Here is a 13,484-nt window from a genome sequence, read left to right on the forward strand (position 1 = left end):
ATCAAATGAGTTAAACGTATTTGGCAAATTCATGAGTATCTGTCTCGGCATCGGTGAATACTTCTAAGAGCGACGGACGGTCAAAGTCAGAGGTCATCCACTCCTGCATAGCCGTGCCATTCAGTTCCTCTAGGTTATGAATAGCACGATATTCGATACCGTAACTTTGGCACAATCCTTTGGCTGAAGTGCGATGGGAAGCCATTACCAGTGGCTTTTTGGCAGGGCTGTTTTGTAGTCCGGAGAACTTATTAAAGATTCCTCCGCACCCGTTATTCAGTAATAGTATTCGGAAATTTCCGTGCAGATTTTGATTCCAAAGAGCGTTGGAATCATAGAAGAAGCTTAGATCTCCAATCACGCAATAGGTGGGGAGAGTGGCTATTAATGAGAATCCGGCAGCAGTGGAGAGACTTCCCTCGATACCGTTGACGCCCCGATTGCAACTCACATATGTCTCTGTAAACATATCGACCAACCTTACCGACATACTATTGGCGGCGTGCAGATGGTACGAGTCGGCCCCAGACAATTGCTTACAGAATTCCTTGACCACGGCTACCTGCGAATATTTTGGATTTAAAAGTTTTGTTTCGTTTGCCACCTTTGCAAATACTTTCTGCCATTTGGTATGGAATTCATGATTTGGAAGGCCATCTTCGAACTTTTGTTTGCGTTCGATGGCTGCGGCTATATTGTCTAGTATATATCCCGTCCGACCCTCTATGACGCGGTATAAGTTTTGGAATGTGTCATAAATGTCTCCACTTCGACTCACTGTCCAAGTCTTGGCCGTGGTGGCACGGCGCAAGAATTGCTTCAATTTTTTGCTCACCAGTGTTCCTTCAACGTACAAGATGGCATCGGGGCTATAATCTTCTTCCTGTTCCACAATGCCCAATACCTTATCTATATGTAAGGCCGGAGCAAAGGAAAGACTTTCATATATCACCGTGATATGGTCGCGTAAACGATTCAAACAGTCTTCGAGATAAAAGGCATTGAAGCGATCCATTTGCCCAATAACAATCATGGGGCGTTGCGAATTTAGGAATTCCCTTTCCAAACTTTGGTAACATTCCATGGCTTCTGTACCTTCGTCTAGCCGGAATACCCGCTCTGTAGGTAGGCTTTCGGTACTGAAATCGAATAGCGGTTCGCTAATCGGTACGTTGATATGTACCGGTGTGCCATCGCCTTTCTTGCATGTTATCAATACCTCATTGACCAATCGATTACATAACCAATGCTCTGCTGCGTCGTGAGGTTCGGGAAGTGACACTGCCTTCTTGACGAATTTTCCCAACGCATCGGCTTGTGGGAGGGTTTGACCGTCTTGTTGGTCAATCCAAGCTAAGGGTCTGTCGGCCGATATTATGATGATAGGAACATGCTGATAGTAGGCTTCTGCCACAGCCGGTAATACGTTTAAGAGTGCTGTACCCGATGTTACACATACCACAGTTGGCTGGTTTGTATATTGGGCAATGCCCAAAGCATAGAATCCAGCCGACCTTTCGTCGGTCACGGGGAAGCACTCTATCTGTGGACAGACGTCGAGATTGTGTACGATGGGGGCATTCCTACTACCCGGACAAACCACGGCATGTCTCACACCGTGCTCTATTAACAGAGCCGTGAGTATGTTGATGTTTTCTTTGTTGCTATACATTATCTATGATTTGTTGACGTGCAACATCGTATTCCCGAATGAGTCGACTCATGATGTCGGTCACAGAATCTATCTTTTGAATCGATGTTACAATCTGTCCAATCTCCAATTCTCCGTTCTCTATGTCGCCTTCGAAGATTCCACGTTTCGATGCTGCTTTGCCTAAGAGTTCGTGTAATTCCTCAGCTGAGGCTCCACGGTCTTCTGCTTCGACAATACGTGCATACAAATCGTTGCGAACCAATCGGGTAGGAGATAGTTTTTTCAAGGCCAACATGGTGTCGCCTTCTTCTAATAAAAGGCACTTGCGTTTGAAACTATCGGCCGCAGAACTCTCTTTCGATACGGCGAAGAGCGTTCCAATCTGTACACCTTCTGCACCCAAAGCACGGGCTGCGAGCATGGCTTGTCCGCTTCCGATACCTCCAGCAGCTATCAGTGGCAACGTCGTAGCACGTCGTACTAGAGGTAATAGTGTTATGGTGGTCGATTCCTCACGACCATTATGTCCGCCAGCTTCAAATCCCTCGGCCACCACAGCGTCTACTCCTGCTTCTTCACATTTGCGTGCAAACTTGCTACTAGAGACTACATGAGCCACCTTGATGCCTGCTTCGTGTAGTCTTGAAGTGTATTTCTTAGGGCTTCCGGCCGATGTAAACACAATCTTAACTCCCTCATGAATGATGATATCCATGAGTTCTTCTATCTGCGGATACATCAGTGGTACATTGATTCCCCATGGCCTTTCGGTGGCGTCTTGCATCTTATGGATGTGTTCTAACAACTTGTCGGGGTGCATGGAACCGGCTCCCAGCAGCCCCAATCCGCCGGCATTGCTCACGGCTGAGGCTAGTCGCCAACCGCTACACCATACCATCCCACCTTGGATGATGGGATATTGAATACCGAAAAGGTCGGTAATTCTATTCTGTTGTGTTGTCATATAGTAATCCTTTCATTGTGTCCATCTTTGCTTCCGTCTCTTTCCATTCCTGTTCGCAAATGCTGTCGGCCAACAAACCGCCCCCGGCATAGAGGCGATATTGATTGTTTTGTATCTGCATACAGCGCAACGATACGTATAAATGGGTTTCTCCCTGCGTGTCTATCGGGCCTACGAAACCGCTATAATAGCCACGTGGATGCGCCTCGTGGTCAATGATGAATTGCCTGCATATATCTTTCGGAATGCCACATACGGCCGGTGTGGGGTGCAGGCTGTCCAACAATTCTCCCAGTTTCTTTGTTTGTGGTAATCTAAAGTGGAAGTTGCTGCGCAGATGCACAAGATTGGCTGCACGCGTAGTATATGGACCTTCCTCGTTGAATTCGGCTCCGTATTTTCGCAGACAATCTTCTATATAGCGTGCCACATAGCGTTGTTCCTGTATATTCTTTTGGCTCCAGCGTATCTGTTCAGCCTCTCCGGGATGAGGCGGATTGTCGAAATCCATTTGCGAAGCGTCTAGTTGCATGGTTCCGGCCAGTGCCATGGTGTGCCATTCAAGTCCGTCTCCCTTGAGCAAAATTTCCGGTGTAGCCATCAACCACATACCACTTTTAGGTGTATATACCAATACCACCATCATATGAGGATAGCGTTGGCATGCTTGGATAAATAGTTCTTCAGCCGGAAGGCTGCTTTGTAGGTTGATTTCAGAGGAGCGGGCAAGTACTATTTTTCTGAAGTTTCCATGCTCTAGTTGCTCGTGGAAACGTTCAAATATGGTTGCATATCGCTTCTTGTCCTCTTCGTTCTCCGCATTCTCTAAGTGCTTGTAGGGATTATGAGTCCCGATTGGGAACTCTATTTGCTCAACTTCGTCAGGTTGTAAGAGTAGGATTGGGTGACTCGGTGTAGGCGAGAAAGGAGCCAATACAAAACCTTTTCGCCCATTCAAGTCGGCAACCGATGATAGTTCCAACGGTTGTCCACCGTGTTGTACCACCTTTATATAATGGTGGAAGTGTGGTAGTCGGTAGAGCGCAAAACTATTCATGCTTGCGTGGCGTCATTATATAATTGGTTACCTGTACGGTCGAAATGAGGTCACCATCATCATTTGTGATGTCTATATTCCATACATGTAGTGTTCGTCCTTTGCTTTTGATGCGGGCCAATGCTGTTACGCATCCACCGTAAGCAACAGCCTTCACGTGATTTCCACTCACGTTGATACCCACACATATCTTGCCCGGACAGAGAGCCATGCTGCCTACACCGGCCAGATTTTCGGCCAATGCCAACGAAGCACCGCCACTTAGGAAACCGAAGGGTTGCTTGTTGCGATCGTCTACTTTCATGCGAGCCATTACAGTATCAGGTTCCGGGGTAGAAAAAAACTCCATTCCCAATGTTTGGGAGAGTCCCGGTTCGTTCCCTCTTATTTCTTTTGTCTTTTCAATATCCATAGTTATTATTCATTATCATCGCAAAGATACTAAAACAGAATAAGAATTCCAAATAACGAGAGTTGAAGAACTGTATACATAGTAAGTTTGACCAAGTTGGAATTTTCATGGTAATGGAATGGTGGAATATTTGATATAAGTGCTTGTGGGCTACAGAATAATACTTATCTTTGCGCTCAACAATCTATTTATCTTAATGATATGCCGATGCTAAAAGTTCAGAATCTATCATTTGCAATGCGTTTTATCCGTATTCTTTGCCTGTAAGGCAACCCTTTATAATAGCCGGATGTTGGAGCGAAGCGGAAACTTCCGGGAAGATGGAATGGAGATAAAACCTGTCTGATAAGACAGCCCTACATATCGTTGATGGTGTATATAAAAGGAAAATACGATTCAAACATAATGCCATATTGACACAGCGCGCTGTCAATATGTCTTGCTTTGCTATTTGGTATATAACTTGCACCCTGCTTTATAGATTCAATAACAAGAACAAATTAAAGTAAAGGAGATAAGATTATGATGTACAGAAATTCATGGTTACCAGTTGTTTTCAATGATTTCTTTAACAACGTAGATATGCCAAAGGCCAACGCGACAGCTCCGGCCATCAATGTGAAGGAATCAGATGTTCAGTATACAGTAGAACTCGCAGCTCCGGGCTTGCGCAAGGAAGACTTCGACGTAAATATCAATGCCGACGGCGACCTTACCATCAAGATGGAAAACAAGCGCAATGTCAAAGAAGAAAAGGAGCATTATCTACGTCGTGAGTTCTCTTACGCTAAGTATGAGCAGACGCTTATCTTGCCCGATGACGTGGATAAAGAGAAGATTTCGGCTCGCGTGAACGACGGTGTGCTGACTGTGGAATTACCCAAGGTTAAGCATGAAGAGCAGAAAATTGCTCGTCAGATTGAGATTGGATAATGGCTCCAAAGAATTTTCAATAGGTAAAGCAACTTTCCATTAATAGGGAAAGAGATGTGGTAAATAGTTATAGATTGTAGAGGCGGTGCTGTGGCATCGCCTCTTTTATTTTATTGGTAGTTTAGTCTTTCAGATAATATATCTATTCATACGATAGGAAAGGTATCCCCCTTTCCCTACAAGAGAGTTTGGGTGAGGATGCTGCAATGACTCCCCAACATTGCTGCAAAGCCCAAACAGCATTGCTGCAGAGTCGAGACAGCAAAATTGCCGAGCCTTTGCAGTAGGCTAGTTAACAAGTTGTCGAGAAGCTATGTAGACAGGTTTGAATTGTCAAATAGATTTGTTGATGGATAAAAAGGAAACAGTAGAAAATGCAACAACGAGGAATCTTCCATATTGGAGAATTCCTCGTTGAGGTTATATGTGATCCCGTTGGGATTCAAACCCAAGACCTTCAGAACCGGAATCTGACGCTCTATTCAGCTAAGCTACGGGACCTAGATGCGATAACGTTGCAAAAGTAGAGAAAAAAAATGAATTACCCAAATCCCAATACTGAAAAAGCGGAAAGGCAAAATGGATAGTATCATAACGTAAACCAAAAACGAATAAATGGCTAACATAAAACAGTAATTATGTGTTTTTGTTGATACAAAAAGATAGAAATAGAAAAGTTTTTCTGTCTTTTTGCGAAAATTGTAGTGATAATACTTGTGTTTTTGCTATACAACTCTTATCTTTGCAACGTAAAAAGAGTAGATAAAAGAAAAAGATATGGGTAAACTAATCAAACCGGAGGGGTATAAGGCATTGCTCGATATGAGACAAACCGAGCAGGGTATTAAACTCATTAAAGAGTTTTTCCAACAGAACCTAGCCACGGAACTGCGTCTGCGCCGCGTCACGGCACCGCTTTTCGTGCTCAAAGGGCTTGGTATTAATGACGACCTGAACGGTGTTGAGCGCCCGGTGGCATTCCCTGTGAAAGACTTAGGGGATGCTCAAGCAGAGGTGGTACACTCATTAGCCAAATGGAAACGGTTGGCTTTGGCCGAATACGAAATAGAACCGGGCTATGGTATCTATACGGATATGAATGCCATTCGCGCCGATGAGGAATTGGATAATTTACACTCGCTCTATGTAGACCAGTGGGATTGGGAAGCTGTCGTGACTCAAGAGCAGCGCAATGTGGCATTCTTGAAGAATGTGGTGCGCCGAATCTATGCGGCCATCTTGCGTACTGAGTATTTGGCATGTGAGACTTATTCGCAGTTAAAACCTTTCCTACCCGAAGATATTCACTTCGTACATAGCGAGGAACTGATGCAAATGTATCCTGATAAGACACCAAAAGAGCGCGAAGATGCTATCTGTGAGAAGTATGGAGCCGTGTTTATCATCGGTATTGGTGCCAAGTTGAGTAATGGAGAGAAGCACGATGGGCGTGCTCCCGACTATGACGACTGGTCTACCATGGGCGAGAATGGTATGCCGGGGTTGAATGGTGACATATTAATATGGTATCCGGTGCTAGGGCGTAGCTTTGAGTTGTCATCCATGGGTATTCGTGTTGACAAAGAAAGCTTAAAGCGTCAACTTGAAATAGAGGGTAAGGAAGACCGCGAGAAACTTTACTTCCACCATCAATTATTAACCGATCAACTGCCGTTGAGCATTGGTGGCGGTATCGGACAGAGTCGTCTTTGCATGGTGATGCTGCACAAAGCGCACATCGGAGAAATCCAAGCTAGCATTTGGCCTGAGTCAATGCGCGAGGAATGTAAGCAGGTTGGGATGCCTCTTATTTAAACTGTGAGAATATAAAACAAACGCGGACAATCTTTTGATGAGATTGTTCGCGTTTTGTATGCAGCGATATTAGCTAAGTCAATTCTAGGTCGAGTGCCACTCGTAGTTTCTCCATCGCCGGATACTTGCGCCGCACTTCGTCGTAGATTTCGCGTTTTGTCAATATCTTGGTCACCTCTTCGGCTTTGGCCAAACGTAGACTTAGGTCTATATTTCCATTGTGCAACGCCTTGGCTATCGTCACTTTGATACGTGGCTTGATATCTTGTATCTGATTCAAGAGTATCTGATTGTCTACGATAACTTCGATGTTGGGGTAGTCGGTGATGCGTGGTCGCATGTTCTTCATGCGCGAAGCCATGCCTGTCATCGATTGTGGCATGCGGTTACACATAGACAACCATTGCAATTCCAAGTCTTCTTGACTGAACTCATTGTTCTCGCCGCTGTTGGTAATTGTGACTTCTTGTTCGGCTACCTTGTCCGGACCGTTTCTCAATTCCTTAAATGTGAAGCCCAACTTGTTAAGTTTAAGGCGCGGCTTTTGGACTGTAGATGCACTTTCTGTGGCTGCATGGGGAGCTTCTGTGGGCTTTTGTGGCTCGTTATGGAGCTGTGCTGCCACTTTTGCTCTGTCTGTACGCCATGCTCCACCGGTATTCGTTCCAACCCCGGCCACCTGCGATGCCGGTTTAGGTGTGGAAGAAATTAATTTCTTAAACAGGGATTTTAATCTGTGAGGGCTACGCCCCGCGCCTGCATCTTCGTCGGCTGGCTGCGTGAGTTGAGCCACTTGAATCAGCGTAAGTTCCACCAATAGACGCTTATTACTACTTTGTCGGTAGTTGATATCGCATTGATTCATTAACTTCAAGGCGTTGTATAAGAATCGAGTAGGGCATTTGGCTGCCTGTTCTTGGTAATGTTTACGCTGTTGTTCGCTCGCTTCAAGCAGTGGAATGGTTTGGTTGTCCTTGGCCATTAGTACATTACGTACATGACTGGCTAACCCTATGATGAAGTTACCACCGTCGAATCCCTTGCTGATAACGCTGTTGAGCAGCACCATAATGTCGCTCACTTTGTTCTCAAGAGCCAAGTCTATCACCTTGAAATAGTTCTCGGTGTCGAGCACATTCAAGTCTTCGAGCACCTTGTCGTACGTCAAGTTTCCCATACAGAAGCTTGCAGCCTGATCGAAGATAGACAGTGCGTCGCGCATACCGCCATCAGCTTTCTCTGCAATAATTTCCAGTGCACGCTCTTCGTAGGTGATTCCTTCTTTCTCGGCAACCATCTTCAAGTGATTGATGGTATTGGAAACGCTCATCCGTTCGAAGTCGTATATCTGGCAACGGCTTAAGATTGTGGGTAGAATCTTGTGCTTCTCAGTTGTCGCAAGGATAAAGATGACGTGTGAAGGGGGCTCTTCCAATGTCTTTAAGAAGGCGTTGAAAGCTGCCGTGCTGAGCATGTGTACCTCGTCAATAATGAACACTTTGTAGCGTCCAACTTGCGGGGGAATGCGCGTTTGTTCCATCAAAGCCTTAATATTCTCGACCGAGTTATTACTTGCTGCGTCCAGTTCGAAGATGTTATACGAACGCTGTTCATTGAACGAACGGCAACTCTCGCATTCGTTACAAGCTTCCCCGTCCTCGCGTGGATGCTCGCAATTGATGGCTTTAGCGAAGATACGGGCACACGTAGTCTTCCCCACACCACGCGGACCACAGAATAAATAGGCGTGTGCAAGCTTACCGCTCTTTACCGCATTCTTCAATGTGGTGGTCAAAGCAGATTGACCTACCACAGAATCGAAGCTCATAGGACGGTACTTACGCGCCGAAACGATGTATTCTTCCATCTCGTTTTTAGGTTTTACAGTGTCCTGCAAAGATACCATTTTTATCTGAAAAGTCGGCAATATAGTGCGAGATTAAGATGCCGACTCTTTGAAATGATAAGGGAAAGATGCCGGTTTAAAATACAAAACCGAGGTTGATATGGAAATAGAATTGGTTGGTTTTGCTCGCGAAACCAAGGCTTGCGCCGAGTGGTCCAAGCATGCTGTTGTAGTAATATGAGGCTTGATAACCCATCATTGGACCACGGTCGAGCAATCCTCTCAACTTTTCGGCATGCTGTGCCCCTGTTATTTTCAGCATCACATAGTTGTTGTCAGCGATGCGTTGTTGTAGTTTGAGTTGCAAACCGATGAATTGGTTGTCGGTAAATTCCACATATCCCATGCCGGCAAAGGGCATTTGGCGGTCAAAGTAATGGGAGTTCCAGTCGCCACCGATGGTATTTCGTTTCACACCGGGGATGTTTGAACCGAATAACAACCGTCCGTAGAGCATGGGCTGTAGGGTTAATCGGTTGGTCAAAGGGAATGCCCAGCGCCATGAAGCATTCAATGCGCTGAAGCCAATATGCCCATTATAGTGTGCAAAATTATCGGTGTAATACCCATATCCGGCCTCCATATTGGCACCATGAGATGGGAAATACCAATTGTTTTCGGAGTTATAAGTCACATGGGCATGGTAGCTTAGGAGATGAAGATGGTGTACTGTCGAGAAATCGGAAACGATATCTTGGTTTGACAGGATGTCGTGAATGGAGTAATAGTCGAAGTGTGGACCTATGGTAACGTTGAAATTGCGAATATTAAAGTCGAATACATTTAGGTAAACGGAGTGTTGATTGTAGGTGACATTAAAGATTCTGTTTCCCCGTTCGTTCACATTGATGTCGTTATGTTGGAAGATATAGGAGAGCATCATGCGTCCCCAAGCGTATGGATGAATCGAGAAATCACCCCTTCCCATGATTCTTTTGCCGAGTCGCATGGTGAAGTCGGCAGTCATAGGAACGTTTTTGCTCTTGACGAAAAAGCCTGCATTAGCTTGCAAAGCTACGATTTCTTCGGTGTCGAAACGTACTCCTAAATTCAGTTTCGTAGCTTTCTTGGCATTTGCAACGACGTGTATGTTGTAGCTATCGCCCGCTTGTTGATAGTCCACATAGGCATCGTCGTAGTACAAGTCTATCCGCATTGTATTCACAACTTTCTCCATATAGCCCATCGAGATACTGTCGCGATGGTTTAATCTGTACTGTCGTTCAAGGTAATTACGGTCTGCTGCATCCACACCCTCAAAGGTAATACTGCCTAGTTTCATTCGTTCGGGCAGGGGAGAGGCATGTTGTAAAGGCTTGGCAGTGGGCTGATAATCAGCTGAAAGCCCCAACTTAGCCTTCAAAGCCAGCAATTCATCCCAGTGTTTTAAGGCGTCTGCTTCACCTCGTGCTATCAATGTATCGATGGCTGCGTGGGTAAAACTGGCAGCTGAATAGCCGCTGATGTTGGCCTTGATGAGCACATCGGTGTTGGCAATATTCTCATCGTACTTGTTTTTACAGTTCACAGCTACTATCTGACTGATTACAGCTGCACCGTTAGATAGGTCGTCTGCGGTCTTGGGTGAGCCTTGAACGGTTACTCCTATCACGTAGTCGGCACCCATTTCGCGAGCAATATCCACCGGATAATTGTTGCGTAGACCGCCATCAACCAGCACCATATTGCCCTTTCTGATTGGAGAAAACACTCCCGGAATAGCCATACTGGTGCGCATAGCCTCTGCCAATACACCGTGATGGAAAACGTATTCCGTGTTATCTACGATGTTGGTAGCCACGCATGCAAAAGGAATGGGAAGCTTATTGAAATCTATTGAATCACGATAAGCAGACGTTAGTTGAGCAAAAAGTTTCGATAGATTCTTCCCGCGGATAAGTCCTGAGACACTACCGGAGCGTTTTGAGAAGATCATGTCGCGTGTCAATAGATAGGTATTTTGTTTCTTTCGGTTGGCAAGTGTACTGCTGCTCACGTCTGCTTTATCCGAAAGAACGAACGTCCAGTCTTGCTTTCTTACTAGAGAATCGAGCGTATGGGCATTGTATCCCACTGCGTATAGACCACCGATGATGCTTCCCATAGATGTACCGGTAATGATGTCGACTGGAATTCCGGCTCTTTCTATCACCTTGAGAGCACCGATATGAGCCATACCTTTGGCTCCACCACCCGACAATACGACGGCTACTTTCGGGCGTTTCTCACTGATGGGTTGTCCCCATAGGGTTGTAAATACAGTTGTTAGAGCTAAAAGTAGTGTTAATCGTCGCATGGTATGGTGGTCTTAAAAGTGTTTATTCGTGAGTAGCAAAGCGTTGCTCGGCCATTTGTTCATACTTTGTTCCGGGTCTACCGTAGTTAGCATAGGGATAAATACTAATGCCACCACGCGGTGTAAAGATTCCCGTCACCTCTATATATTTAGGACTCATGAGCCTAATGAGGTCTTTCATGATGATGTTGACACAGTCTTCATGGAAGTCACCGTGGTTTCTGAAGCTGAATAGATAGAGCTTCAAACTCTTACTTTCCACCATTTTCTCAGCTGGAACATAGGATATTCGAATCTCGGCAAAGTCGGGTTGACCGGTAATTGGGCACAGTGAAGTAAATTCAGGGCAATTGAATCTCACCCAATAATCGTTCTCCGGATGCTTGTTTTGAAATGTTTCGAGTACCTCAGGAGCGTAGTCCATGCGATAGCGGGTTGCAGAACCTAGTGCCTGCAAACCCTCTTCTTCGCGTGTATCTTGTTGTTTGATTGCTTGGTTTTCCATATTTTGATCATCTCATTTTAGATATTCAACAACTTAAACACGTTGTAGTTGATACCATCATCGTAGGCGTCTTCGCCTTCATGTCGCTTGACAGCGCGTACCACACGGATGGTTAACGGCAATGCAACGACTTCGTACAGTGTCTTGAGTATCACTTGTCCAATCATCAACACGGGTAGTTCATCGGTTGGTACGATTCCTGAGAGTGCCAAGGGAAAGAAGATAATAGAGTCAACACTCTCTCCGAACACCGTACTAAGGATGGCACGAGCAGAGAAATTCTTTCCTTTTGATGAAATTTTCATGCGACTCATCACGTAAGCATTGACGAACGAACCGCACAGGAAAGCGGTAAATGAAGCGGCAGCGATGCGTGGTGCCAAGCCAAACACGGCGTGGAAGCCGGCATCATTGGTCCAATATGGAGCACCGGGAATCCAATCGCAGAGTGCACCAAGCGTCACAAAGAAGAAGTTCATGGCAAATCCTATCCATATCAACAAGCGTGCTTTGCCATAGCCCCACACCTCGCATACGCAGTCGTTAATAATGTATGAGACGGGGAAGACAATGAGTCCACCGGTCAAACTAATTGCACCTGTGGTATAACCACCCGGTAATGTGAAAGGACCTACTGCGATTTGCTTTGTTTCGAGTACGTTTGCCGCAATTAGACAAACACAAAAGAGTATGCTGAAAAGCATAAACAGCACACTCACCATGTTACGTTTCTTTTCCATTTTCTTGTTTTTTACGAGGTTTACCAAGCACTCGGTTCTTATTTAAGCGGTTGCAAAGTTAATCATTATCAGCGACGTAGGCAAGCAAAAGTCCGATAATCGTAACTTAGCACTTGCTTTATACCACTTGATAAAGCAAGTAACTCAGATAGCCGACGAACGTAGCTGTGAGGATAGCTCCTTCCCATCGGGCGATGGTATACTTGGTGAAGGAGAACAACCACAGCATAATCATTGCCACTACCATGACCGATAAGTCGGTTGTGGTGATGCCTTGAATTATCATCGGTGAGATGATGCCGGTGAGACCAAGGATGGCCAAGATATTGAACACGTTGCTCCCTAACACATTACCAATGGCAATGCCGCTTTGGCCTTTGCGTGCCGATACTACACTAGTGGCTAGTTCGGGCAGTGAAGTTCCTCCGGCAACAATCGTCAAACCTATCACTGCATCGCTTACACCTAGTGTATGTGCCACGTTGGTGGCTCCGTCTACGAAGATGTTGCTGCCAACTATCAAGCACACCAAGCCTAGAAGCAAGAATCCTATGGCTTTCCATACGTTCATGGGGTGCCGGTTTGCTTCTTTCGTAGCGCCGTTTTCACCCTTCGCCTCTTTCAGAGTCACATACATAAAGATAGCAAGTAATGCTAATAAAATACCGGCATCGATGCGTGAAATGTTACCGTCCATACACATCATCAGTAGTACTACAGCTGCCACGAGCGCAAACGGAATATCCATTTTCACCGTAGAGTGCAAAATAGTCATGGGAGTGACCATCGCAGCTACGCCCACAATGAGCAGTGAATTGAAGATATTGCTACCCACAATATTGCCCACTGCCAAATCGGGTGTGCCTTTAAGAGCTGATACAAGACTCACACAAAACTCCGGCATGGATGTTCCCATGGCCACAATTGTGAGTCCGATAACGATTTGAGGGATATTCATTCTCTCGGCTAAAGCCACGGCTCCGTCGGTCAAACGGTCGGCTCCCCACAGCACCAGTACGATGCCGGCAAGGATAAAAACGATATTCAGTATCATAATGTCGGCAAATTTAGGTAAAAAACATGATATTCTTTAAACTCCATATTATCTTTATGAGTACAAAGAGTTATCTATTTGTCAACTCAAACTCGTCTACTTGTCAACTCATTCATTAGCTTCATATCTTGTAATCTTGTCTACTTGT

11 protein-coding genes and 1 tRNA gene are annotated in these 13,484 nt (G+C 45.4%); 2 read left to right on the forward strand and 10 right to left on the reverse strand.

Features of this window, described 5'->3' with window-relative positions; translation table 11 throughout:
• Window positions 1-10: 10 nt before the first annotated feature.
• The 4 genes from menD to HMPREF3034_RS11165 are packed head-to-tail and all read right to left on the reverse strand — an operon-like array spanning window position 11 to window position 4,087.
• Entirely contained in the window at window positions 11-1,672 is a 1,662-nt protein-coding gene (menD, locus tag HMPREF3034_RS11150; RefSeq protein ID WP_062435623.1) for a 2-succinyl-5-enolpyruvyl-6-hydroxy-3-cyclohexene-1-carboxylic-acid synthase, read from the reverse strand.
• Complete coding sequence (locus tag HMPREF3034_RS11155) at window positions 1,665-2,618, reverse strand: NAD(P)H-dependent flavin oxidoreductase (protein ID WP_036896971.1); 954 nt, start codon at window positions 2,616-2,618, stop codon at window positions 1,665-1,667. The genes menD and HMPREF3034_RS11155 overlap by 8 nt, the downstream gene beginning before the upstream one ends.
• Window positions 2,599-3,675: an isochorismate synthase gene (locus HMPREF3034_RS11160; protein WP_062435626.1), complete on the reverse strand. Its 1,077-nt coding sequence runs from the start codon at window positions 3,673-3,675 to the stop codon at window positions 2,599-2,601. The genes HMPREF3034_RS11155 and HMPREF3034_RS11160 overlap by 20 nt, the downstream gene beginning before the upstream one ends.
• A complete protein-coding gene (locus tag HMPREF3034_RS11165) occupies window positions 3,668-4,087 on the reverse strand; it encodes a PaaI family thioesterase (RefSeq protein WP_036896975.1) in 420 nt (139 codons plus the stop codon). Before HMPREF3034_RS11165 ends, HMPREF3034_RS11160 begins: the two co-directional genes overlap by 8 nt.
• A gap of 525 nt (window positions 4,088-4,612) precedes the next feature.
• Here HMPREF3034_RS11165 and HMPREF3034_RS11170 point away from each other — a divergent pair.
• Complete coding sequence (locus tag HMPREF3034_RS11170) at window positions 4,613-5,020, forward strand: Hsp20/alpha crystallin family protein (RefSeq protein ID WP_036896980.1); 408 nt, start codon at window positions 4,613-4,615, stop codon at window positions 5,018-5,020.
• Between the two features lie 427 nt (window positions 5,021-5,447).
• Here HMPREF3034_RS11170 and HMPREF3034_RS11175 read toward each other — a convergent pair.
• Window positions 5,448-5,521, reverse strand: a tRNA-Arg gene (locus HMPREF3034_RS11175).
• Window positions 5,522-5,797: 276 nt separating this feature from the next.
• Here HMPREF3034_RS11175 and asnA point away from each other — a divergent pair.
• The gene (asnA, locus tag HMPREF3034_RS11180; protein WP_062435629.1) at window positions 5,798-6,835 is read left to right on the forward strand and encodes an aspartate--ammonia ligase; all 1,038 of its coding nucleotides are present in this window, start codon (window positions 5,798-5,800) and stop codon (window positions 6,833-6,835) included.
• Between the two features lie 73 nt (window positions 6,836-6,908).
• On the opposite strand, the gene HMPREF3034_RS11185 is transcribed toward asnA, so the two are convergent.
• From HMPREF3034_RS11185 to HMPREF3034_RS11205, 5 genes are all read right to left on the reverse strand, one after another.
• Window positions 6,909-8,702 carry a DNA polymerase III subunit gamma/tau gene (locus HMPREF3034_RS11185; RefSeq protein ID WP_036896984.1) on the reverse strand — a complete coding sequence of 598 codons (1,794 nt, stop codon included), beginning with the start codon at window positions 8,700-8,702 and terminating at the stop codon, window positions 6,909-6,911.
• Window positions 8,703-8,817: 115 nt separating this feature from the next.
• Window positions 8,818-11,037, reverse strand: coding sequence for a patatin-like phospholipase family protein (locus HMPREF3034_RS11190; RefSeq protein WP_062435631.1), 2,220 nt, complete (start codon window positions 11,035-11,037; stop codon window positions 8,818-8,820).
• A gap of 22 nt (window positions 11,038-11,059) precedes the next feature.
• Window positions 11,060-11,542, reverse strand: coding sequence for a preQ(1) synthase (queF, locus tag HMPREF3034_RS11195; RefSeq protein ID WP_036896988.1), 483 nt, complete (start codon window positions 11,540-11,542; stop codon window positions 11,060-11,062).
• 17 nt (window positions 11,543-11,559) lie between these two features.
• Window positions 11,560-12,282, reverse strand: coding sequence for a queuosine precursor transporter (locus HMPREF3034_RS11200; RefSeq protein ID WP_036897051.1), 723 nt, complete (start codon window positions 12,280-12,282; stop codon window positions 11,560-11,562).
• 118 nt (window positions 12,283-12,400) lie between these two features.
• The gene (locus HMPREF3034_RS11205; RefSeq protein ID WP_062435633.1) at window positions 12,401-13,336 is read right to left on the reverse strand and encodes a calcium/sodium antiporter; all 936 of its coding nucleotides are present in this window, start codon (window positions 13,334-13,336) and stop codon (window positions 12,401-12,403) included.
• Between the last annotated feature and the right edge of the window lie 148 nt (window positions 13,337-13,484).

The organism is Prevotella sp. DNF00663 (assembly GCF_001553265.1).
GTDB lineage: Bacteria > Bacteroidota > Bacteroidia > Bacteroidales > Bacteroidaceae > Prevotella.

Bases quoted from the DNA above. Each gene is read 5' to 3' on its own strand.
- asnA (WP_062435629.1), top strand. From the start codon at position 5,798: ATGGGTAAACTAATCAAACCGGAGGGGTATAAGGCATTGCTCGATATG.
- HMPREF3034_RS11205 (WP_062435633.1), bottom strand. From the start codon at position 13,336: ATGATACTGAATATCGTTTTTATCCTTGCCGGCATCGTACTGGTGCTG.
- HMPREF3034_RS11170 (WP_036896980.1), top strand. From the start codon at position 4,613: ATGTACAGAAATTCATGGTTACCAGTTGTTTTCAATGATTTCTTTAAC.
- queF (WP_036896988.1), bottom strand. From the start codon at position 11,542: ATGGAAAACCAAGCAATCAAACAACAAGATACACGCGAAGAAGAGGGT.
- HMPREF3034_RS11185 (WP_036896984.1), bottom strand. From the start codon at position 8,702: ATGGAAGAATACATCGTTTCGGCGCGTAAGTACCGTCCTATGAGCTTC.
- HMPREF3034_RS11155 (WP_036896971.1), bottom strand. From the start codon at position 2,618: ATGACAACACAACAGAATAGAATTACCGACCTTTTCGGTATTCAATAT.
- menD (WP_062435623.1), bottom strand. From the start codon at position 1,672: ATGTATAGCAACAAAGAAAACATCAACATACTCACGGCTCTGTTAATA.
- HMPREF3034_RS11160 (WP_062435626.1), bottom strand. From the start codon at position 3,675: ATGAATAGTTTTGCGCTCTACCGACTACCACACTTCCACCATTATATA.
- HMPREF3034_RS11200 (WP_036897051.1), bottom strand. From the start codon at position 12,282: ATGGAAAAGAAACGTAACATGGTGAGTGTGCTGTTTATGCTTTTCAGC.
- HMPREF3034_RS11190 (WP_062435631.1), bottom strand. From the start codon at position 11,037: ATGCGACGATTAACACTACTTTTAGCTCTAACAACTGTATTTACAACC.
- HMPREF3034_RS11165 (WP_036896975.1), bottom strand. From the start codon at position 4,087: ATGGATATTGAAAAGACAAAAGAAATAAGAGGGAACGAACCGGGACTC.